The organism is Streptomyces sp. NBC_01498, from assembly GCF_036327775.1.
Lineage (GTDB): Bacteria > Actinomycetota > Actinomycetes > Streptomycetales > Streptomycetaceae > Streptomyces.
In genome coordinates this window covers 2,794,558-2,817,835 of the sequence record NZ_CP109598.1, presented here as the reverse complement: position 1 = coordinate 2,817,835, position 23,278 = coordinate 2,794,558, and the positions used below count along the sequence as shown (strand labels likewise).

16 protein-coding genes are annotated in these 23,278 nt (G+C 66.8%); 11 read left to right on the top strand and 5 right to left on the bottom strand.

What is annotated here, in order from left to right; all coding sequences use genetic code 11:
* Positions 1 to 83 precede the first annotated feature (83 nt).
* The 6 genes from rplA (at position 84) to OG875_RS11730 (ending at position 11,365) form a co-directional block, all read left to right on the top strand.
* On the top strand, positions 84 to 806 hold the full coding sequence (gene rplA / locus OG875_RS11755; RefSeq protein ID WP_330174165.1) for a 50S ribosomal protein L1: 723 nt from the start codon (positions 84 to 86) through the stop codon (positions 804 to 806).
* Positions 807 to 959: 153 nt separating this feature from the next.
* Positions 960 to 1,874, top strand: a complete 915-nt coding sequence (locus OG875_RS11750) for a DUF6612 family protein (RefSeq protein WP_330174164.1) — start codon at positions 960 to 962, stop codon at positions 1,872 to 1,874.
* 335 nt (positions 1,875 to 2,209) lie between these two features.
* The gene (gene rplJ, locus OG875_RS11745) at positions 2,210 to 2,773 is read left to right on the top strand and encodes a 50S ribosomal protein L10 (protein WP_330174163.1); all 564 of its coding nucleotides are present in this window, start codon (positions 2,210 to 2,212) and stop codon (positions 2,771 to 2,773) included.
* 83 nt (positions 2,774 to 2,856) lie between these two features.
* Entirely contained in the window at positions 2,857 to 3,237 is a 381-nt protein-coding gene (rplL, locus tag OG875_RS11740) for a 50S ribosomal protein L7/L12 (RefSeq protein ID WP_330174162.1), read from the top strand.
* Between the two features lie 603 nt (positions 3,238 to 3,840).
* On the top strand, positions 3,841 to 7,323 hold the full coding sequence (gene rpoB / locus OG875_RS11735) for a DNA-directed RNA polymerase subunit beta (protein ID WP_330174161.1): 3,483 nt from the start codon (positions 3,841 to 3,843) through the stop codon (positions 7,321 to 7,323).
* A 136-nt stretch (positions 7,324 to 7,459) separates the two neighbouring features.
* Positions 7,460 to 11,365, top strand: a complete 3,906-nt coding sequence (locus OG875_RS11730) for a DNA-directed RNA polymerase subunit beta' (protein ID WP_330174160.1) — start codon at positions 7,460 to 7,462, stop codon at positions 11,363 to 11,365.
* Between the two features lie 68 nt (positions 11,366 to 11,433).
* Here the strand turns inward: OG875_RS11730 and OG875_RS11725 are convergent, their stop codons facing one another.
* The 5 genes from OG875_RS11725 to OG875_RS11705 all read right to left on the bottom strand — a co-directional run bounded on the left by OG875_RS11725 (position 11,434) and on the right by OG875_RS11705 (position 17,220).
* Entirely contained in the window at positions 11,434 to 12,336 is a 903-nt protein-coding gene (locus tag OG875_RS11725; protein WP_330174159.1) for a M48 family metalloprotease, read from the bottom strand.
* A 116-nt stretch (positions 12,337 to 12,452) separates the two neighbouring features.
* The gene (locus OG875_RS11720; protein WP_330174158.1) at positions 12,453 to 13,475 is read right to left on the bottom strand and encodes a hypothetical protein; all 1,023 of its coding nucleotides are present in this window, start codon (positions 13,473 to 13,475) and stop codon (positions 12,453 to 12,455) included.
* Entirely contained in the window at positions 13,472 to 15,604 is a 2,133-nt protein-coding gene (locus OG875_RS11715; protein WP_330174157.1) for a hypothetical protein, read from the bottom strand. The genes OG875_RS11720 and OG875_RS11715 overlap by 4 nt, the downstream gene beginning before the upstream one ends.
* Positions 15,601 to 16,392 carry a hypothetical protein gene (locus OG875_RS11710; RefSeq protein WP_330174156.1) on the bottom strand — a complete coding sequence of 264 codons (792 nt, stop codon included), beginning with the start codon at positions 16,390 to 16,392 and terminating at the stop codon, positions 15,601 to 15,603. Before OG875_RS11710 ends, OG875_RS11715 begins: the two co-directional genes overlap by 4 nt.
* A gap of 123 nt (positions 16,393 to 16,515) precedes the next feature.
* Positions 16,516 to 17,220, bottom strand: a complete 705-nt coding sequence (locus OG875_RS11705) for a Crp/Fnr family transcriptional regulator (RefSeq protein WP_330174155.1) — start codon at positions 17,218 to 17,220, stop codon at positions 16,516 to 16,518.
* Positions 17,221 to 17,598: 378 nt separating this feature from the next.
* Between OG875_RS11705 and rpsL the strand changes: the two genes are divergently transcribed.
* The 5 genes from rpsL (at position 17,599) to OG875_RS11680 (ending at position 23,094) form a co-directional block, all read left to right on the top strand.
* On the top strand, positions 17,599 to 17,970 hold the full coding sequence (gene rpsL / locus OG875_RS11700) for a 30S ribosomal protein S12 (protein WP_003948652.1): 372 nt from the start codon (positions 17,599 to 17,601) through the stop codon (positions 17,968 to 17,970).
* A 3-nt stretch (positions 17,971 to 17,973) separates the two neighbouring features.
* A complete protein-coding gene (gene rpsG / locus OG875_RS11695; protein ID WP_023539364.1) occupies positions 17,974 to 18,444 on the top strand; it encodes a 30S ribosomal protein S7 in 471 nt (156 codons plus the stop codon).
* A gap of 38 nt (positions 18,445 to 18,482) precedes the next feature.
* Positions 18,483 to 20,612, top strand: a complete 2,130-nt coding sequence (gene fusA, locus OG875_RS11690) for an elongation factor G (protein WP_330174154.1) — start codon at positions 18,483 to 18,485, stop codon at positions 20,610 to 20,612.
* Positions 20,613 to 20,777: 165 nt separating this feature from the next.
* On the top strand, positions 20,778 to 21,971 hold the full coding sequence (tuf, locus tag OG875_RS11685) for an elongation factor Tu (protein ID WP_330174153.1): 1,194 nt from the start codon (positions 20,778 to 20,780) through the stop codon (positions 21,969 to 21,971).
* Between the two features lie 277 nt (positions 21,972 to 22,248).
* Entirely contained in the window at positions 22,249 to 23,094 is an 846-nt protein-coding gene (locus OG875_RS11680; RefSeq protein ID WP_330174152.1) for a hypothetical protein, read from the top strand.
* Positions 23,095 to 23,278: the final 184 nt, after the last annotated feature.

Here is a 23,278-nt window from a genome sequence, read left to right as displayed (position 1 = left end):
GCCCCCCGGGCGCGCCCAGTGGAAGGGCCATGCGCGGCCCGCACCACGACCTCCACACCTTGAATGAATCACCAGGAGCAGAAGTGAAGCGCAGCAAGGCACTCCGCAACGCGGACGCGAAGATCGACGCGGAGCGCAACTACCCTCCGCTCGAGGCCGTCCGTCTCGCCAAGGACACCACCACCAGCAAGTTCGACGGCACCGTCGAGGTCGCCATGCGTCTGGGTGTCGACCCGCGCAAGGCGGACCAGATGGTCCGTGGCACCGTGAACCTTCCGCACGGCACCGGCAAGACCGCCCGGGTCCTGGTCTTCGCGACCGGTGACCGTGCCGAGGCAGCGCGTGCCGCGGGCGCCGACATCGTCGGCTCCGACGAACTCATCGACGAGGTCCAGAAGGGCCGTCTCGACTTCGACGCCGTCGTCGCCACCCCGGACCTCATGGGCAAGGTCGGCCGCCTCGGCCGCGTGCTCGGTCCGCGTGGTCTGATGCCGAACCCGAAGACGGGCACCGTCACCCCCGATGTCACGAAGGCCGTGAACGACATCAAGGGCGGCAAGATCGAGTTCCGCGTCGACAAGCACTCGAACCTGCACTTCATCATCGGCAAGGTCTCCTTCGACGAGACCAAGCTGGTCGAGAACTACGCCGCGGCGCTGGAGGAGATCCTCCGTCTCAAGCCGTCCGCCGCGAAGGGCCGTTACATCAAGAAGGCGACCCTCACGACGACGATGGGCCCCGGCATTCCGCTGGACGCCAACCGCACCCGTAACCTCCTCGTCGAGGAGGACCCGGCCTCCGTCTGATCCCGGACGGCGGTCGCGGTCCACGCGGCGTCACAGGTGTCAAGAGCCGGTCCCGGCAGCTCCGTTGAGCTGCCGGGACCGGTTTTCTCATGGGCGGGCTGTCATACCCGTGGGTTACGGTTTCACCCAGGTACTTCGAAAAAGGGGTGGGGCATGACCATGTCGGCATGGGGGCGCATCGGCGTTTCGCTGACGGCGGTTGCCGTGGTGGCCGGTGCGGCCGGCTGTGAGAGCGGTTCCGCGGCGAAGGGCGGGCCGCAGTCGCGGGACACCGTGACGAGCGTCCTGACGGCGGCGTACGAGAAGACGGCGAAGGCGAAGTCCGCCAAGGTCGCCATGACGATGTCGATGCCGGCCGGCCTGCCGGGGGCCGACGGCGGCGGCGACGTCGACATGACCGGTGTCATGGGGTGGGACCCCATGACGATGGACATGACCGTCACCGGCTCGATGATGCGGGCCGAGCCCGGCGCGCCGGACAAGATCCGCATGGTGTGGGTCGAGAACGCGATGTACATGGACATGGGCGCCGAGGCGGCCGAGGACATGGACGGCAAGCGCTGGATGAAGCTGGACCTCGCCGCCGCGGCGGAGGCGTCCGGCGACCCGGCCGCCACCAAGGAGCTCACCGGTGGCCTGGAGAACATGAACCAGGACCCGGCGCAGCAGCTGGCGCTCCTGCTGGACTCGCCCAATGTGAAGCACGTCGGCTCGGAGAAGATCGACGGGGTCGAGACGGAGCACTACAAGGGCACGCTCACGGTCGCCGAGATGCTCAACTCGAACAAGGGCCTGGACGTGCTGAGCGAGAAGGAGCGCGACGAGCTCCTCGCCAACATCGAGAAGACCGGCATCGAGGGGTACGACACCGAGGTCTGGGTCAACGGGGACGACTACCCGGTGAAGATGGACATCGTGATGGACACCCCGCAGGGCGCCGTCACCATAGGCGCGCGGTACAGCGACTACGGGGCCAAGGCATCGGTCCAGGCGCCGCCCGCCGCCGACACCGTCGATCTGTTCGAGATGCTGGGCGACCTCGGCGCCGCCGAGGGCTCCGGTCTCTGATCCGTCCGGCCGGGCTGCCTGGATGCGGCGGCCCGGTCCGCCGCCCGTACATGCCCGCCCGGACGGGTTTACGGCCCCGGCGACCGGATTTGCTCCCGGGTGACCGTGTCACGTACTCTCCACAGGAAGCCAAAGACCGCTGGTCGTCGCCGTGCTCTCGTCAGAGGGTGAGGCGGCCGAAGGATCCGCTGAAAGCGGACGACCCGCGTAGGTGACCGTGGAGAGTTCCCAGGTTCGTCCTGGTTGAGCTACGCCCCGTGCGCCTGCGCCGGGGCGTTTCGTTTTGTGCAGCCCCTTCTGAGCGGTCCTCATCACCCGGAAGGAGGCCGACGCTCATGGCAAGGCCCGACAAAGCTGCCGCGGTGGCCGAGCTGACGGAGCAGTTCCGCAGCTCGAACGCCGCCGTGCTGACCGAGTACCGGGGTCTCACCGTGGCGCAGCTCAAGGAGCTGCGTCGTTCCCTCGGTGAGAACGCCCAGTACGCCGTGGTGAAGAACACGCTGACCAAGATCGCGGCCAACGAGGCCGGGATCAACACGCTGGACGACCTGTTCGCGGGTCCGACGGCGGTTGCCTTCGTCACCGGTGACCCGGTGGAGTCGGCGAAGGGTCTTCGTGACTTCGCCAAGGACAACCCCAACCTCGTCATCAAGGGCGGTGTCCTTGACGGTAAGGCGCTGTCCGCCGACGAGTTCAAGAAGCTCGCGGACCTCGAGTCCCGCGAGGTGCTGCTCGCCAAGGTGGCCGGTGGGATCAAGGCGTCGATGGCCAAGGCCGCGGCGACGTTCCAGGCCCCGCTGTCGGAGTTCGTCCGCACCGCGGACGCCCTTCGCGCCAAGCGTGAGGCCGAGCAGGGCGGTGCCGGTACGCCGGCTCCCGCCGAGGCCGACGCCGAGTAGTTCGGCGCCGCGTCACAGCGGGCCCGTACGCCCGCCGTCATATTCATCCGGCACCTGCCGAAATTAGTGGAAGGACCGCCACCATGGCGAAGCTGTCCCAGGACGACCTGCTCGCGCAGTTCGAGAACCTGACCCTCATCGAGCTGTCCGACTTCGTCAAGGCGTTCGAGGAGAAGTTCGACGTCAAGGCCGCCGCGCCGGTCGCCGCCGCTGCCGCCGGTGGCGCCGCTGTCGTCGTCGAAGAAGAGGTCCAGGACGAGTTCGACGTCATCCTCACGGGTGCCGGCGAGAAGAAGATCCAGGTCATCAAGGTCGTGCGTGAGCTCACCTCGCTGGGCCTCAAGGAGGCCAAGGACCTCGTGGACGGCGCTCCCAAGCCCGTCGTCGAGAAGGTCGCCAAGGAGGCCGCCGAGAAGGCTGCCGAGTCCCTCAAGGCCGCCGGCGCCTCCGTCGAGGTCAAGTGACCTCGTAGCACCACCTCGCCGCCACCCGGCCCGGGGAGCCCCGCACGGCTCCCCGCGCGCCGGTGTGACGGCGACCGCGCCGGCACGGCGCACAGCGTTGACGAACAGGGCGGTCATCCGTACGGGTGGCCGCCCTGCTCCGTTGCCGCGAGGGGTTCCTTGCTCTCCGGCCGGCTGGGAGTATGGTGATCATCGCCGTGCTCTCGATACGACCGGTAACCGTCCGTACGGGGCGGGGGGCCTTGACGAACCGCACGCGGCGCGCAATTCTCAGTTCGCGTCGCCAATATCGATCCGAATCCGAGGCATGAATCGGCGGCGAAGAGGGCAGGATCGATGTGCGCCTACGGCGTGGGTCCGAACGCAGTTGAGACAAGGTGTTGAGAACAACGAGGGTCTCGCAGAACCCGGCCTGGACATCAGTGTGCCAAGTGGCTACACTGACCCTTTGCGCTGCCTGTTAGCTGCTCCCTGCCCGTCACCAGGGGCACCCCCATGCATGACCACGTCGTCTGACCAGCCCTTTCGGGGCCTGTCATCCGGTGTGTCCAGCTCGGGACCGGTACGCGCGTAGTGAGTCCGAGCCCTCGGAAGGACCCCCTCTTGGCCGCCTCGCGCAACGCCTCGACCACGAATACGAACAACGGCGCCAGCACCGCCCCGCTGCGCATCTCCTTCGCAAAGATCAAGGAGCCCCTCGAGGTTCCGAACCTCCTCGCGCTGCAGACCGAGAGCTTCGACTGGCTGCTCGGCAATGCCGTCTGGAAGGCGCGTGTCGAGGCAGCTCTCGAGAGCGGTCAGGACGTCCCCAGGAAGTCGGGTCTGGAGGAGATCTTCGAGGAGATCTCCCCGATCGAGGACTTCTCCGGGTCGATGTCGCTGACGTTCCGCGACCACCGCTTCGAGCCGCCCAAGAACTCGATCGACGAGTGCAAGGAGCGCGACTTCACGTACGCGGCCCCGCTCTTCGTCACCGCCGAGTTCACCAACAACGAGACCGGCGAGATCAAGTCGCAGACGGTCTTCATGGGCGACTTCCCGCTCATGACCGACAAGGGCACCTTCGTCATCAACGGCACCGAGCGTGTCGTCGTGACCCAGCTGGTCCGCTCGCCGGGTGTCTACTTCGACTCCTCGATCGACAAGACGTCCGACAAGGACATCTTCTCCTCCAAGATCATCCCGTCCCGGGGTGCCTGGCTGGAGATGGAGATCGACAAGCGCGACATGGTCGGTGTCCGTATCGACCGCAAGCGCAAGCAGTCGGTCACCGTCCTGCTCAAGGCGCTCGGCTGGACGACCGAGCAGATCCTGGAGGAGTTCGGCGAGTACGAGTCCATGCGCGCCACCCTGGAGAAGGACCACACCCAGGGCCAGGACGACGCGCTGCTCGACATCTACCGCAAGCTGCGTCCGGGCGAACCCCCGACCCGCGAGGCGGCCCAGACGCTGCTCGAGAACCTCTACTTCAACCCCAAGCGCTACGACCTCGCGAAGGTCGGCCGCTACAAGGTGAACAAGAAGCTCGGCGCGGCGGAGCCGCTGGACGCCGGTGTGCTCACCACCGACGACATCATCGCCACGATCAAGTACCTGGTGAAGCTGCACGCCGGTGAGACCGAGACCGTCGGTGAGAGCGGCACCCAGATCCTCGTCGAGACCGACGACATCGACCACTTCGGCAACCGCCGTCTGCGCAACGTCGGCGAGCTCATCCAGAACCAGGTCCGTACGGGCCTGGCGAGGATGGAGCGCGTCGTCCGTGAGCGCATGACCACGCAGGACGTCGAGGCGATCACGCCCCAGACGCTGATCAACATCCGGCCGGTCGTCGCCTCCATCAAGGAGTTCTTCGGCACCAGCCAGCTGTCGCAGTTCATGGACCAGAACAACCCGCTGTCGGGTCTGACCCACAAGCGCCGGCTCAACGCGCTCGGCCCCGGTGGTCTCTCCCGTGAGCGGGCCGGCTTCGAGGTCCGTGACGTGCACCCGTCGCACTACGGCCGCATGTGCCCGATCGAGACCCCCGAAGGCCCGAACATCGGCCTGATCGGCTCGCTCGCCTCGTACGGCCGGGTCAACGCGTTCGGTTTCGTGGAGACCCCGTACCGCAAGGTCGTCGGCGGTGTCGTCACCGACGACGTCGACTACCTGACCGCCGACGAGGAGGACCGCTTCGTCATCGCGCAGGCCAACGCGACGCTGTCCGAGGAGATGCGGTTCACCGAGCCGCGCGTCCTCGTCCGCCGTCGTGGCGGCGAGGTCGACTACATCCCCGGTGACGACGTCGACTACATGGACGTCTCGCCGCGCCAGATGGTGTCGGTCGCGACCGCGATGATCCCCTTCCTGGAGCACGACGACGCCAACCGCGCCCTCATGGGCGCGAACATGATGCGCCAGGCCGTGCCGCTGATCACCTCCGAGGCGCCGCTCGTCGGCACCGGCATGGAGTACCGCTGCGCGGTCGACGCCGGTGACGTCATCAAGGCGGAGAAGGCGGGTGTGGTCCAGGAGGTCTCCGCGGACTACATCACCATCACCAACGACGACGGCACGTACACCACGTACCGCATCGCCAAGTTCTCCCGCTCCAACCAGGGCACCTCGGTGAACCAGAAGGTCATCGTCTCCGAGGGCGACCGGGTCGTGGAGAACCAGGTGCTGGCCGACGGTCCGGCCACCGAGCGCGGCGAGATGGCGCTCGGCAAGAACCTCCTCGTGGCGTTCATGCCGTGGGAGGGCCACAACTACGAAGACGCGATCATCCTCAGCCAGCGGCTGGTCCAGGACGACGTCCTCTCCTCGATCCACATCGAGGAGCACGAGGTCGACGCCCGGGACACCAAGCTCGGCCCGGAGGAGATCACCCGCGACATCCCGAACGTCTCCGAGGAGGTCCTCGCGGACCTCGACGAGCGCGGCATCATCCGTATCGGTGCCGAGGTCACGGCCGGGGACATCCTCGTCGGCAAGGTCACGCCCAAGGGTGAGACCGAGCTGACGCCGGAGGAGCGGCTGCTCCGCGCGATCTTCGGTGAGAAGGCCCGTGAGGTCCGCGACACCTCGCTGAAGGTGCCGCACGGCGAGACCGGCAAGATCATCGGTGTCCGCGTCTTCGACCGCGAGGAGGGCGACGAGCTGCCTCCGGGCGTGAACCAGCTGGTCCGCGTCTACGTCGCCCAGAAGCGCAAGATCACCGACGGTGACAAGCTCGCCGGCCGGCACGGCAACAAGGGCGTCATCTCCAAGATCCTGCCGATCGAGGACATGCCGTTCCTGGAGGACGGCACCCCGGTCGACATCATCCTCAACCCGCTCGGCGTGCCGTCCCGGATGAACCCGGGACAGGTCCTCGAGATCCACCTCGGCTGGCTCGCCAGCCAGGGCTGGAAGGTCGAGGGCTCCGAGGAGTGGATGGAGCGGCTCAAGACCATCGGCGCCGACGAGGTCGCGCCCGGTACGAACGTCGCCACCCCGGTCTTCGACGGCGCCCGCGAGGACGAGATCTCCGGACTCTTCGAGTCCACGATCCCCAACCGCGACGGCGAGCGGATGGTCAAGGCGTCCGGCAAGGCCAACCTGTTCGACGGCCGTTCCGGAGAGCCTTTCCCGGAGCCGATCTCCATCGGCTACATGTACATCCTCAAGCTCCACCACCTGGTCGACGACAAGCTGCACGCGCGTTCGACCGGTCCGTACTCCATGATCACCCAGCAGCCGCTGGGTGGTAAGGCCCAGTTCGGCGGTCAGCGCTTCGGTGAGATGGAGGTGTGGGCGCTGGAGGCTTATGGCGCCGCGTACGCCCTCCAGGAGCTGCTGACGATCAAGTCCGACGACGTGACCGGCCGCGTGAAGGTCTACGAGGCCATCGTCAAGGGCGAGAACATCCCCGAGCCCGGCATTCCCGAGTCCTTCAAGGTGCTCATCAAGGAAATGCAGTCGCTCTGTCTCAACGTGGAGGTGCTGTCCTCGGACGGCATGTCCATCGAGATGCGCGACACGGACGAGGACGTCTTCCGCGCGGCGGAGGAGCTCGGTATCGACCTGTCCCGGCGAGAGCCGAGCAGCGTCGAAGAGGTCTGACGGGTTCGCCGGCCGGACCACGCACCGCGTGATCCGGCTGGCTCTCCCAGACCCTCCCCCTGCGCCCTGGAGGCACGGGCGGGACCCGCTCAGACCATGATTTGAGACTCGACCCCGAAAGAGGGATTGACGACAAGTGCTCGACGTCAACTTCTTCGACGAGCTGCGGATCGGCCTCGCCACCGCGGACGACATCCGGACCTGGTCCCACGGCGAAGTGAAGAAGCCGGAGACCATCAACTACCGCACGCTCAAGCCCGAGAAGGACGGACTCTTCTGCGAGAAGATCTTCGGTCCGACCCGGGACTGGGAGTGCTACTGCGGCAAGTACAAGCGTGTCCGCTTCAAGGGCATCATCTGTGAGCGCTGTGGCGTCGAAGTCACGCGCGCCAAGGTGCGCCGTGAGCGGATGGGCCACATCGAACTGGCCGCGCCCGTCACCCACATCTGGTACTTCAAGGGCGTTCCGTCCCGGCTGGGGTATCTGCTCGACCTCGCGCCGAAGGACCTCGAAAAGGTCATCTACTTCGCCGCGTACATGATCACGTTCGTGGACGAGGAGCGCCGTACGCGTGACCTCCCGTCCCTGGAGGCGCACGTCTCCGTCGAGCGTCAGCAGGTCGAGAACCGCCGCGATGCCGACCTGGAGGCCCGCGCCAAGAAGCTCGAGACCGACCTGGCCGAGCTGGAGGCCGAGGGCGCCAAGGCCGACGTGCGCCGCAAGGTGCGCGAAGGCGCCGAGCGGGAGATGAAGCAGCTGCGCGACCGTGCGCAGCGCGAAATCGACCGGCTCGACGAGGTGTGGAGCCGTTTCAAGAACCTCAAGGTCCAGGACCTGGAGGGCGACGAGCTGCTCTACCGCGAGCTGCGCGACCGCTTCGGCACGTACTTCGACGGCTCGATGGGCGCCGCGGCGCTCCAGAAGCGCCTGGAGTCCTTCGACCTGAACGAAGAGGCCGAGCGGCTCCGCGAGATCATCCGGACCGGCAAGGGCCAGAAGAAGACCCGCGCGCTCAAGCGCCTCAAGGTCGTCTCCGCGTTCCTCCAGACCAGCAACAGCCCCAAGGGCATGGTGCTGGACTGCGTGCCGGTGATCCCGCCGGACCTGCGTCCGATGGTGCAGCTGGACGGTGGCCGCTTCGCGACCTCCGACCTGAACGACCTGTACCGCCGCGTCATCAACCGCAACAACCGCCTCAAGCGTCTCCTCGACCTCGGTGCCCCCGAGATCATCGTGAACAACGAGAAGCGGATGCTCCAGGAGGCCGTCGACGCGCTGTTCGACAACGGCCGCCGCGGTCGCCCGGTCACCGGTCCCGGCAACCGGCCCCTGAAGTCCCTCAGCGACATGCTGAAGGGCAAGCAGGGCCGTTTCCGCCAGAACCTCCTCGGCAAGCGGGTCGACTACTCGGCCCGTTCCGTGATCGTCGTCGGTCCGCAGCTCAAGCTGCACCAGTGCGGTCTGCCGAAGGCCATGGCGCTGGAACTGTTCAAGCCGTTCGTGATGAAGCGCCTGGTGGACCTGAACCACGCGCAGAACATCAAGTCGGCCAAGCGCATGGTCGAGCGTGGCCGCACCGTCGTGTACGACGTCCTCGAAGAGGTCATCGCCGAACACCCGGTGCTGCTGAACCGCGCCCCGACCCTGCACCGCCTCGGCATCCAGGCCTTCGAGCCCCAGCTCGTCGAGGGCAAGGCCATCCAGATCCACCCGCTCGTCTGCACCGCGTTCAACGCGGACTTCGACGGTGACCAGATGGCCGTCCACCTGCCGCTCTCCGCGGAGGCGCAGGCCGAGGCCCGCATCCTGATGCTGTCCTCGAACAACATCCTCAAGCCGGCCGACGGCCGTCCCGTCACCATGCCCACCCAGGACATGGTGCTCGGCCTCTTCTTCCTCACCACGGACGAGGAGGAGCGCGAGGTCATCGGCGAGGGCCGGTCCTTCGGCTCCACGGCCGAGGCCACGATGGCGTTCGACAACCGCGAGCTCTCGCTCCAGGCGAAGGTCGACATCCGCTTCCCGGTGGGCACCATCCCGCCGCGCGGCTGGACCCCGCCGGTCGGCGAGGACGGCGAGACGAACACCCAGTGGCAGCAGGGCGACCCGTTCCGGCTGCGTACGACCCTGGGCCGGGCGCTCTTCAACGAACTGCTGCCCGAGGACTACCCGTTCGTCGACTACTCGGTCGGCAAGAAGCAGCTCTCCGAGATCGTCAACGACCTCGCCGAGCGCTACCCCAAGGTCATCGTGGCGGCGACGCTCGACAACCTGAAGGCGGCCGGCTTCTTCTGGGCGACCCGCTCCGGCGTCACCGTCGCCATCTCGGACGTCGTCGTGCCCGAGGCGAAGAAGGCGATCGTCCAGGGTTACGAGGCGCAGGACGAGAAGGTCCAGAAGCAGTACGAGCGCGGTCTGATCACCAAGGACGAGCGCACGCAGGAGCTCATCGCGATCTGGACCAAGGCGACCAACGAGGTCGCCGAGGCGATGAACGCGAACTTCCCGAAGACCAACCCCATCTTCATGATGGTCAACTCGGGCGCGCGCGGAAACATGATGCAGATGCGTCAGATCGCCGGTATGCGTGGTCTGGTGTCCAACGCCAAGAACGAGACGATTCCCCGTCCCATCAAGGCGTCCTTCCGTGAAGGTCTGTCCGTGCTGGAGTACTTCATCTCCACGCACGGTGCCCGTAAGGGTCTGGCCGACACCGCCCTGCGTACCGCCGACTCGGGCTACCTCACCCGTCGTCTGGTCGACGTCTCGCAGGACGTCATCATCCGCGAGGAGGACTGCGGCACCGACCGCGGCCTCAAGCTGCGGATCGCCGAGCGCGGCGCCGACGGTGTCCTGCGCAAGGCGGAGGACGTCGAGACGTCCGTGTACGCGCGGATGCTCGCCGAGGACGTCGTCGTGGACGGCAAGGTCATCGCGCCGGCCAACGTCGACCTGGGCGATGTCCTGATCGACGCGGTCGTGGCCGCGGGCGTCGAGGAGGTCAAGACCCGCTCGGTCCTGACCTGTGAGTCCGCCGTCGGCACCTGTGCCTTCTGCTACGGCCGTTCGCTGGCCACCGGCAAGCTGGTCGACATCGGTGAGGCGGTCGGCATCATCGCCGCCCAGTCCATCGGTGAGCCCGGCACCCAGCTGACGATGCGTACCTTCCACACCGGTGGTGTGGCCGGTGACGACATCACGCAGGGTCTGCCGCGTGTCGTCGAGCTCTTCGAGGCCCGTACGCCCAAGGGCGTCGCGCCGATCTCCGAGGCCGCGGGCACCGTCCGCATCGAGGAGACCGAGAAGACGAAGAAGCTCGTCGTCACCCCGGACGACGGCAGCGAGGAGACGCCGTTCCCGATCTCCAAGCGGGCCCGGCTGCTCGTCGGCGACGGCGACCGCGTCGAGGTGGGCCAGAAGCTCACCGTGGGTGCCACCAACCCGCACGACGTGCTGCGCATCCTCGGCCAGCGCGCGGTCCAGGTCCACCTGGTCGGCGAGGTCCAGAAGGTCTACAACTCGCAGGGTGTGTCGATCCACGACAAGCACATCGAGATCATCATCCGGCAGATGCTGCGCCGGGTGACGATCATCGAGTCCGGCGACGCGGAACTGCTGCCGGGCGAGCTGGTCGAGCGCTCGAAGTTCGAGACGGAGAACCGCCGCGTGGTGACGGAAGGCGGCCACCCGGCCTCCGGCCGTCCCCAGCTGATGGGTATCACCAAGGCATCGCTGGCCACCGAGTCGTGGCTGTCGGCGGCGTCCTTCCAGGAGACGACCAGGGTCCTCACCGACGCGGCGATCAACGCCAAGTCGGACTCCCTGATCGGCCTCAAGGAGAACGTCATCATCGGAAAGCTCATCCCGGCGGGTACGGGTCTCTCCCGCTACCGCAACATCCGGGTGGAGCCGACCGAGGAGGCCAAGGCCGCGATGTACTCGGCCGTGGGCTACGACGACATCGACTACTCCCCGTTCGGCACGGGCTCCGGCCAGGCCGTTCCGCTGGAGGACTACGACTACGGTCCGTACAACCAGTAGGAGAGCAGCTCGTTTCCGACCTGAGGGCGGCCACCCCGTTTCGCACGGGGTGGCCGCCCTCGGGCGTTTCAGGGCCGTCGTGCGATGTGACGGCGGAGGGCGTGCAGCCGGGCGCGGCTGTTGGGTTGGGACGCCAACAGACGGGCCATGAGGGCGGTCACGCCGTGTTTCCCATCGGCATTCCCGCCGGTCTGTCCATCGGCGAGTGCGCTGCTGAACAGCGCCGTGAGCTGGGGTGCGAGGCCCAGCCCGCTCGCGTACCGGTCCGCCCGCAGTTCGGCGCTGCGGCCGACCGCAGAGATCAGGAACGGCCCCGCCACCACCAGGAGCACCGCGCCGTTGGTGAAGACGACCGCCAGAAAGGCCACCGCTCCCAGGGTCAGCGCGATCGCCTCCCCCATGATGGGAGAGCGACGATGGACCAGAAGGACACCCCTGAGAAGGAGCCGCCAGGCCAGTCGGCCGGGCAGCGCATACCAGTACGTGACGAGCGCCGACCACGCGTGACCACCCGCGTGGTGGCCGAGTTCGTGCGCCAGGACCGCCGCGAGCTGTCCGTCCGGCAGTTTCTCCACGGCATGGCGGGTGACGCTTACGACGTGCCCGCCGGCCACCGTGGAATTGATCTCCGGACTTTCCTCGATCCACAGCGTGTACGCCGCGGCGTCGACACCCGCCCTCGCGGTCACCTCGCGCCAGAGCGGCCGTAACCGGGCCAGTTCGCCGGAGGTCGGGTGGTGAAGTCCGAATACCAGTCGTGCCAGGAGGTCGTCGGACGACCGACAAAGGGCGAGCGCGCCGCTCGTCGCCCATATGCCGACCCACGCCGGGGCGGGTAGCGAGGTCAGTTTCGCCAGGACGAGCGACAGGGCGAGCACGATCAGCAGGCTGAGGAACACCTGGGGAATGTGCAGCGCGAGGTGGACCACCGTGGCCATGTCGACACCGCGATGACGGGCGGTGATGTGCACACGGCCGTCGTGGAGTCCCAGAGCCTCGGGGTCGCTCTCAATGCCCGCCGCCCGATTCGTCTCGTGTTGGGGGTACGAGTGCTCCGCCCGGTCGGGGTATCTGGGTTCGGAACCGGTCACGGCTGGCTCCTCTCGATCGCCGCGCCGGACACGGGCGGCGAGTCGGTACCGGGCTCGATGTAAGGGGGCGGGGACGAACTCGTCAGGACCCGGTTGATTGTCTCGACCACGTAGTTCTTCGTTCCCTCCAACTGGTGGCTCTCCAGTCCGTGTTCGGAGAGAATCTTGTCCACCAGATGCAACTGGTTCGCGATCAGTTCGCTCTGGTCCTTGCGCAGATGCTCCACGACCAGGTGAGTGTCCTCCGGGTGCTGGACCAGATGGATCACCAGCGCGGCGAGGCCGCCCTTCGCCAAGTGGTGCTCGTAGAAAGCGATCTTCTCTGCGGAGATTTTCCGCTCGTACTCCTGCGCTTCGAGGTCCCGGCGTAGCCCTTCCATCCGAACCCGGTGCTCCGGAGGCGCCGCTACGGATTGGTGCCGGGCGACACGCAGTCGCTCGCTCTGCGACCGTTCGCCCTCGTCCGTGCGCAGGCGTACGGTGCAACCCACCCGTAGTCCTTCGTCCTCGGCCAGTGGCGGCGATGCATGGACGGACCGCTGGACCGCTGCCTCGGCCTCCCGGACCGCGTCGATCGGATACAGACGGCTTGCGTGTCGCAGGAGTTGGCCCACACGGGGACCGAGCAGGGCGGGTACGTCACGGACTCCGCAGTCGATCACCTTGTCGGGCGCCAGGACTTGCCAGGTAAGATCCGCGACTGCTTCGAACTGGAACGCGTCCACCGCGCTGGGCAAGGGGAGTCCGAGCCTGAAGTGGTGCAGCGCCATGTCCACCTCGTAGAGCGCGATGTATTGCTTGCCCGGGGCGTCGCTTCTACGCGGCCGGTGCGGTGGTGTGAACACGTCGTAGGTGGCCTGGGCGGTCACGAACACGAGCGCGTGGTCGACATGGGTCCTGGGGCGTCGCCTCGCGTACTCGAAGCGGGAGAGCTGTCGTACGGTGCGGACCGGGTCCTTGAGACCGGTCGGCCGGTCGGCCGGTCGGGCAAGCTCGGGCGGCACGGGGGACTCCGTCATCGATTCTCCTCTCCGAGTGTTTGGCGCGGGACGGCCGTTAGAAGTCGCCCGGCGACCGGCGGGGGCGGGCCGCCGTCCCCACCCGGCATTGTCCGCAGCAGATGGCCGAGCCGTCGGATCTCGGACGGTTTCCGGGCGAGGTCCATCACTAGCCGCGCGAGTACGGGTTCCGCCGCCGGTGCCTGTTCGGCGTGCCTCACCCAGTCGGCCATGATGGCCAGGGCCTGGTCGGTATGGCGGCGATCGTTGAGTGCGAGGCGCCAGAGCGCGGTCAATTGGTCCGCCTGTGAGCCTGACTCACCTAGAGCACCGGCGTACCACTCCAGAACGAGTGGGTGGGAAGCTGCCTCCTCGTCTTCCTGCTCGCAGGCCAGCAGGAAAGCACTGAGTAACGGGCCACGGACTGAGGGATCGTCATCGGCCAGCCTCGACAGCTCGGCAAGCACGGGGCCGCGCGCGGAGAGCAAGAGGAGTTGGACGGCCTCGACCAGTTCCAGCAACTCGTCGTTGAGCTCGCCCTCTACAGGTTCCGTCGCCCGGTCTCTCGTGCGGCAGTACTCGCGTGTGGCCGCGATCAGCGCCTTCAGCGCTTTGTCGCGAAGGACTGGCCCCAGTAACCCGTAGGCGCGGATTGCCGTCCATCGGAGGTTTTCGTCCTCGCCCACGCACCAGTCGTGGAGGATCTCCGGAATGGCCGGTGCTTTGAGGAGGTGTGCGAGGGTGAGGGTGTTGGCTGCGGCAAGTCGCGTGGCGTAACTCCGGCCCTGGGCCCACGGTTCGACGAGATGGGCCAGACCGGAGGATAGATCGGACTTGGTGAGCACCGCCGCAGCGGCCGAAGCCCGGGTGCGAACGAGCGGGCGTCCATCAGTCGCGAGTTCGCGGAGCCACGCCACCAGGGCGGGGCGGGCCGACGGGTAGAGCATCCATGCCGTGTCCAGCAGACGGGTAGGCAGTGCGTCGTCCTTGAAGGCAGCCATGTACTGGTCGACCGGGCCCCAGGCCGTCACCTCGGTTTCCTGGTAGCCGCGTGCGCGGGCAAGACCCAGGCGGGCGGCACGCGAGCTTCCGAAGACGGGCACACCCTGGTGTCTGTTCGGGTCCTCGACGGCGTGCAACAGGAGAAACAGGCTGTCGGCCAGCTCCGCCGCGAGTACGTACGGCGCCCGGTCGAAGACGCCCAACGAGAGGAGAAACGCCTTGTCCCGCAAGTGCTTGGTATCGTCCGTGAACCAGGACTCGACCTGCGTCTGCGCGGACTCAGCCCCGTAGGCGGACAGGTCCTCCTCCGTGGCGTCGCCTGTGAGCACCGCGACAAGCTGCCGTGCGAAGTCGGCGGCCTCCGCCGGGTTGTGATCTTGGTTGAGGAATCCGCTTACCGCAGCTAACTTCCGGACTTGTGCCCATCCCGACGTGCCTCGGCGCGCCTGGACATGCGCGGCCAGGATCTCTTCGATGGGAGGCGGTTCCCAGGACAGGTGCGCAAGGTCCAGCCGCGTGGCCGACTCGGCCACCGTGATGACCAGATGACCGTTCCTGCGAATCAACTGCTCGCGCATGGCGAGCAGATGGGTCTCGCGCAGAGGCCGGGTCCGGCTCACCGCCATGTTGGCCAGCAGATATCCGGCGGGGACGCTGAGAAGATCGCGTACGGCCGCTGGGCTTGTCGTGGAATCGATGGAACGGATGGGCCCGGCACCGAGTCGGTGGAGGAGCATCAGCGCGGCGGCGCGGCGGCCGGTGGAGTCTCCACCGGAGAGAACGAGGACGCGTTCGTCACGCAGGCGGGCCAGCGCCTCCGCGAAGGGCGCGCCCTCCACGAAGGCGACGGACATCCGGGCCAGGGAATCCGACGGGATCTCCCCGGACAACGCGAGCGTCTCGTGGTCCCCGCCCATGTGGAAGCTGATGTTGCCGTGGACGACGCCACCGCCGGTCAGGCCGTACTGGCTCCCCTGGACGAGGTTCCCGGCCAGATTGCGCGGGCTGTGCTCGATGAGATCGCGTCGGGCCGCCCAGGCCGGCGGGCGTTGCTCAGGAGCCGTGTCTGCCTTTTCCCGCTTCTCCTCTTCTCCTCCTTCGGCGGGTTTCTCATCGTCGGTCGTCTTCTCCGGCACCGTCTGGCTCACGTTTGTTCCTTCCCGGCTCGCTGGTCGAAGGAGAAGGTGAAGTCACCCTGGTTGGCGCCGCCGGCCACGCCGTACTGGTTGCCCGCGATGTGCGTGGTGCCCGGGATGCGAAGTTCGACAGGCTTTGCCGCTGCCTTGGTGTCCTCCTCGCCCGAAGTGTCGGACTCCGGTGTTCGCACACCGCTTTCCGTTCCCCTTCGCCGGTCCGTCCCGGGCGCGGGCACCGGTCCGTACAGCCAGGCGGAGAGCCGGCCGTTCTTGCTCTCGGGTGCGATGTGGTGGAAGTCCTCCGGCCGGATGCCGGGGTGGCCGTGCCGGACGATCCCCTGATGAACACTGTCGGACACGCAGAGCGCGAAGTCGTCGGGGCGTTCGCGCAGCGCGTTCCGCAACAGGGTCGCGTCGAGCAGCCGGCAGGCATGGTTGAGATCGGAGCCGACCCACCCGTCGTGCGCGTCGACGGCGACGTACCCGGTGGCGAGGACGGCGCGCAGCCGGATCTGCGCGCTGCTGGCGGCCAGGCGGTTGGTCCTGCGCAACTGGACCGGTACTTCTGTGAGCAGGGTGCGCAGCAACACGCTCACCGGGGCGTTGGCGTCGATCAGTTCCATCACCGAGTCGCCACGATCGGCGCGCAGTCGCTGGGGCGAGCCGATGCCCGCGGCGTCCAGGGTCTGATCGGCGATGTCGTAGAGCATCCGGCGCAGGAACGCCTGCTCGATGTCGTCGCGGTCGCTGTATCGCTCGATGTCGAGGAGCAGGATCGTGCGGTTCAAGGGGGTATTCATGGTCGCCTCTCGGTCGGTTTGCCGAACGACGGCAGACTGGCCGGAGCCGTACCGGAGGGGTGAGGAAGGATGACGCTGATGAAGTGTGACCGTTTGCACAGAAGGGGGCTGGCCCTGTGGAGGTCAGCCGCTGCCGCCCACCCGGCGCAGCACGTCCGGACGGAGGATGATCAGTGTCCGACGGCCGGTCACGATGACCTCGCGCTCACGCAGATCCTTGAAGAGGCGCTGCACCATTTCTCGTGAGGCGCCGATGGAGCCCGCGAGTTCCATCTTGCTCAGGGGTACGGCCAGTTCGATGCCTTCGGGGATGCGGCGGCCGTGTGTCCTGGCCAGTTCCAGCAACAGCGCGGCAAGACGTTCTCGTACGGTGAGTGAGGCGAACTCCAAGCGGCGGCGGTCGCCAGCTCGGCTCCGGTCGCTGGCGAGGCCCAGCAGCTTGAGCATGGCCTCGGGGTGATCGGCCAGATATTTCTGGAATCCGTCGTGGTCGATCACGACGGCCCGTACTGCTTCGAGCGCGGTCACGGTGGCCGAGCGTGGTCTGCCGGTGAGGCTGGCCGACTCGCCGATGATGTCGCCGGGTCCGCGGAGTGCCAGGAGCATCACGTAGCCGTTGGCGGCTGCGGCCGTGACCTTGGTCCAGCCCTGGAGGACCAGCAGGATGTGGGCCGACGGCTCGTACTCGCGCAGCAGTTCCGCACGAGGTGCGAATCGCATCTCGCGCCCCAGGGTGAGCAGCGCCTCACGTTCCGTCGCTTCGAGTCGCGCCAGATACGGGACCCGGTCGTCGAGTCCGTCGTCGCCGGGAATGGGTACGCGTACCACGAACGCTCCCGTCCCTCGCACAGGTCTCGGAATCAACGTGCGGTATCAACGTACTGAAGCGGGCCGCCGTCCAGGGCGGAAACGGCTGAGAGAGCCCTGCTGGCAGCGATCCCGGGCCAGTGAATCGGGCGCCGTCCTGGCCTGTCAGCATTTGTTTTGACCGGAGTCCATGAGGTAGGTACGCTCAGACCTTGTGCCTGGGGTGTGCCTGGGCTCCTGTGCGTGTCCTCAACCGCATGGTGAGTCCGGTCAAAGGCCACCGCGATCTGCGCTCTCTCGCCTCCAGCGGGGTCTTGCAGTATCCGACACACCCGACCGCGTGGGTCGGCGAGTGTTCCAGGTTAGTTTTACTGACGGCACACAGAAACCGGAGAAGTAGTGCCTACGATCCAGCAGCTGGTCCGTAAGGGCCGGCAGGACAAGGTCGAGAAGAACAAGACGCCGGCCCTTGAGGGTTCCCCTCAGCGCCGGGGCGTCTGCACGCGTGTGTTCACGACCACCCCGAAGAAGCCCAACTCCGCGCTGCGGAAGGTCGCGCGTGTGCGTCTGACCTCCGGCATCGAGGTCACGGCGTACATTCCGGGTGAGGGACACAACCTGCAGGAGCACTCCATCGTGCTCGTGCGTGGTGGCCGTGTGAAGGACCTGCCGGGTGTTCGCTACAAGATCATCCGCGGTTCCCTGGACACCCAGGGTGTCAAGAACCGCAAGCAGGCCCGCAGCCGCTACGGCGCCAAGAAGGAGAAGTAAACAATGCCTCGTAAGGGCCCTGCCCCGAAGCGCCCGGTCATCATCGACCCGGTCTACGGTTCTCCTCTTGTCACCTCGCTGATCAACAAGCTTCTGCTCAACGGCAAGCGTTCCACCGCCGAGCGGATCGTCTACGGCGCCATGGAAGGCCTCCGCGAGAAGACCGGCAACGACCCGGTCATCACGCTGAAGCGCGCGCTTGAGAACGTCAAGCCGTCGCTCGAGGTCAAGTCCCGCCGCGTCGGCGGCGCCACCTACCAGGTGCCGATCGAGGTCAAGCCCGGTCGCGCCTCCACCCTCGCGCTGCGCTGGCTGGTCGGTTACTCCCGCGCCCGTCGCGAGAAGACCATGACCGAGCGCCTCATGAACGAACTGCTCGACGCCTCGAACGGCCTCGGCGCTTCGGTCAAGAAGCGTGAGGACACGCACAAGATGGCCGAGTCCAACAAGGCCTTCGCGCACTACCGCTGGTAGTCAGCGCCCCCATCGAGACCGAGAGAAGATTGAGCCTCATGGCCACCACTTCGCTTGACCTGGCCAAGGTCCGCAACATTGGGATCATGGCCCACATCGACGCGGGCAAGACGACCACCACCGAGCGGATCCTCTTCTACACCGGCGTGAGCTACAAGATCGGTGAAGTCCACGACGGCGCTGCCACGATGGACTGGATGGAGCAGGAGCAGGAGCGCGGCATCACGATCACGTCCGCCGCGACGACCTGCCACTGGCCGCTCAACGATGTCGATCACACGATCAACATCATCGACACCCCGGGTCACGTCGACTTCACCGTCGAGGTGGAGCGTTCGCTCCGCGTCCTCGACGGTGCCGTCACCGTGTTCGACGGTGTCGCGGGCGTCGAGCCGCAGTCCGAGACCGTATGGCGTCAGGCGGACCGCTACGGCGTGCCGCGTATCTGCTTCGTCAACAAGCTCGACCGGACCGGCGCGGAGTTCCACCGCTGCGTCGACATGATCTCCGACCGCCTCGGCGCGGTTCCGATCGTGATGCAGCTTCCGATCGGTGCCGAGATGGACTTCAAGGGCGTCGTCGACCTCGTGTCGATGAAGGCCTTCGTCTGGTCCGCCGAAGCCACCAAGGGCGAGATGTACGACGTCGTCGACATCCCGGACACGCACACCGAGGCCGCCGAGGAATGGCGCGGCAAGCTCCTCGAGGTCGTGTCCGAGAACGACGACGAGATGATGGAGCTGTACCTGGAGGGCCAGGAGCCCACCGAGGAGCAGCTGCACGCGGCGATCCGCCGTATCACGCTCGCCTCCAAGGGCGCGGCCGACTCCGTCACCGTCACGCCCGTCTTCTGCGGAACCGCGTTCAAGAACAAGGGTGTTCAGCCCCTGCTCGACGCGGTCGTCCGCTACCTGCCTTCTCCCCTCGACGTCGACGCCATCGAAGGCCACGACGTCAAGGACCCGGAGCTGGTCGTCCGGCGCAAGCCGTCCGACGACGAGCCGTTCGCCGGCCTGGCGTTCAAGATCGCGAGCGACCCGCACCTGGGCAAGCTCACCTTCGTCCGGATCTACTCCGGTCGCCTCACGGCCGGCACCGCGGTGCTGAACTCCGTGAAGGGCAAGAAGGAGCGCATCGGCAAGATCTACCGTATGCACGCGAACAAGCGTGAGGAGATCGAGTCGGTGGGCGCCGGCGACATCGTCGCCGTGATGGGCCTGAAGCAGACCACCACCGGTGAGACGCTGAGCGACGACAAGAACCCGGTGATCCTGGAGTCCATGGACTTCCCGGCGCCGGTCATCCAGGTCGCGATCGAGCCCAAGTCCAAGGGTGACCAGGAGCGTCTGGGTGTCGCCATCCAGCGCCTCGCGGAGGAGGACCCCTCCTTCCAGGTTCACTCGGACGAGGAGACCGGCCAGACCATCATCGGTGGTATGGGCGAGCTTCACCTCGAAGTGCTTGTCGACCGCATGAAGCGCGAGTTCCGCGTGGAGGCGAATGTCGGTAAGCCGCAGGTCGCCTACCGTGAGACGATCCGCAAGGCCGTCGAGCGTATCGACTACACGCACAAGAAGCAGACCGGTGGTACCGGCCAGTTCGCGAAGGTGCAGATCGCGATCGAGCCCATCGAGGGCGGCGACGCGACCTACGAGTTCGTGAACAAGGTCACCGGTGGCCGTATCCCCCGTGAGTACATCCCCTCGGTGGACGCGGGCGCGCAGGAGGCCATGCAGTTCGGCATCCTGGCCGGCTACGAGATGGTGGGCGTGCGCGTCACGCTTCTCGACGGTGGCTACCACGAGGTCGACTCCTCCGAGCTCGCCTTCAAGATCGCCGGTTCGCAGGCGTTCAAGGAGGGTGCCCGCAGGGCGTCGCCCGTGCTGCTCGAACCGATGATGGCCGTCGAGGTCACCACGCCCGAGGACTACATGGGCGATGTCATCGGCGACCTCAACTCCCGCCGTGGCCAGATCCAGGCCATGGAGGAGCGCAGCGGCGCTCGCGTCGTGAAGGGCCTCGTGCCCCTCTCGGAGATGTTCGGCTACGTCGGAGACCTCCGCAGCAAGACCTCGGGTCGCGCAAGCTACTCGATGCAGTTCGACTCCTACGCCGAGGTTCCCCGGAACGTCGCCGAGGAGATCATCGCGAAGGCCAAGGGCGAGTAGCTCGTCCCGAGCACGCTTTAGGCTTGTCACCGGCAAGCCCTGGGGGGCCGGGCACCGCGTACGGGAAACCGCGCGCGATGTCCGGTGCCCCGGGCCCCGGCATCCCAGCAAAGATCACCTGGCGCCGATGAGTAAGGCGTACAGAACCACTCCAGGAGGACCCCAGTGGCGAAGGCGAAGTTCGAGCGGACTAAGCCGCACGTCAACATCGGCACCATCGGTCACATCGACCACGGTAAGACGACCCTCACGGCCGCCATTACCAAGGTGCTGCATGACGCGTACCCGGACCTGAACGAGGCCTCGGCCTTCGACCAGATCGACAAGGCTCCCGAGGAGCGCCAGCGCGGTATCACGATCTCGATCGCGCACGTCGAGTACCAGACGGAGTCGCGTCACTACGCGCACGTCGACTGCCCCGGTCACGCGGACTACATCAAGAACATGATCACGGGTGCGGCGCAGATGGACGGCGCCATCCTCGTGGTCGCCGCCACCGACGGCCCGATGCCGCAGACCAAGGAGCACGTGCTCCTGGCCCGCCAGGTCGGCGTGCCGTACATCGTGGTCGCGCTGAACAAGGCCGACATGGTGGACGACGAGGAGATCCTCGAGCTCGTCGAGCTCGAGGTCCGCGAGCTGCTCTCCGAGTACGAGTTCCCGGGCGACGACCTGCCGGTCGTCAAGGTCTCGGCGCTCAAGGCCCTTGAGGGCGACAAGGAGTGGGGCCAGACCGTCCTCGACCTGATGAAGGCCGTCGACGAGTCGATCCCGCAGCCCGCGCGTGACGTCGAGAAGCCGTTCCTCATGCCCATCGAGGACGTCTTCACGATCACCGGTCGCGGTACGGTCGTCACCGGCCGTATCGAGCGTGGTGTCCTCAAGGTCAACGAGACCGTCGACATCGTCGGTATCAAGACCGAGAAGACCACCACCACGGTCACCGGCATCGAGATGTTCCGCAAGCTGCTCGACGAGGGCCAGGCCGGTGAGAACGTCGGTCTGCTCCTCCGTGGCATCAAGCGCGAGGACGTCGAGCGCGGCCAGGTCATCATCAAGCCCGGTTCGGTCACCCCGCACACCGAGTTCGAGGCCCAGTCGTACATCCTGTCGAAGGACGAGGGTGGCCGTCACACCCCGTTCTTCAACAACTACCGCCCGCAGTTCTACTTCCGTACGACTGACGTGACCGGCGTCGTGACCCTCCCCGAGGGCACCGAGATGGTCATGCCGGGCGACAACACCCTCATGTCGGTCTCGCTGATCCAGCCGATCGCCATGGAGGAGGGCCTGAAGTTCGCCATCCGTGAGGGTGGTCGTACGGTGGGCGCCGGCCAGGTCACCAAGATCACGAAGTAGTTCGCGTGTCTTGACCTGGTAGCTCGACTGCGAGCGACCAAGAAGTGGGCCCCGCACCGATGTTGGTGCGGGGCCCACTTCTTTGCCTCCCGCATGCGTGATGTGATGCGGCGCACATCCCGGTTGGTGATCAAGATATTACTTTGTGTCGTTTTATATCGCTGGACCGGACCTTTGCTCACTGACTATCTTCTCCATGATTCCTTCAAGTGATCTTCATGGTTGTGGGTGGAGTGTGTTTGTGTCCGGAGGGCGTATCGGCGTGCGCGGTGTACGAGTGGCGCTGGCCTTCGCGTTGAGCTGCGGAATGATCGCGGGGTGGTTCCCCGCCGCGGCAGCCGCGGCGCCTGTCCCGTCGGCATCGGGCAGTCGGACGGTCGCCGCCGAGAAGGCCGAGGCCGACCCTCCCGCGCTCTCGGAGGCGGAGGCACTCTCCCAGGCCAAACTCTCCGGTCAGGACGTCGAGGTCGTATCCCTGCGGGGAGAGAGCAGCGAGACGTTCGCGACGCCTGAGGGAAGTCTTGAGGCTCGGGAGTATCTGCGTCCGGTGTGGACGCGGGAGGCTGGGGAATGGCGGCCCATCGACACCGACTTGGCCCGATCGGCCGACGGCGGCATGATCCGACCGGGTGCGACGACCGTGGGGCTTAGCTTCTCCGGTGGTGGTGACGGTCCGCTGGTTCGCATGGAGCGCGCGGGACGGACGCTGGCTCTCTCCTGGCCGTTGGGCGATGTCCCCGCGCCGGTCGTGGACGGTGAGACGGCCACCTACCCGGAGATCCTGCCGGATGTGGATCTGCGTCTGGGGGCGCAGGAGGACGGCTTCTCCCAGCTCCTCGTCGTCAAGTCGGCGGAGGCGGCGGGGAACGAGGCGCTGGAGGAGCTGAGGCTGGCTCTCGCGACCGAGGGCATGCACGTGCGGACCACCGATTCCGGTGGCCTGGAGGCGGTGGACGCGGGCGCTGCGGGAACCGTGTTCGAGGCTGCGACACCGGTCATGTGGGACTCAAGTGCTGCTCCCGCAGGCGAGGGGCGACAGAGCCGCGTGCGCGAGCAGCGGGAGGGATGGATGCCGCGGAGGCGGAACCCGGTCCTGGAGAGTCCGGGAAGCTCGCAGCCGTAGGTGTGGAAGTCTCCGCCGACGGCGATGAGTTGCGGCTCACGCCCGACGCGGACGTGCTCAGGGGTGAGGACACGGTCTATCCGGTCTTCATCGATCCGCAGTGGTACTCACCCAAAGCAGCCGCCTGGACGATGGCCTCCGAGTACTGGGCCTCGTCCCCCCCAGTGGAAGTTCAACGGCAACT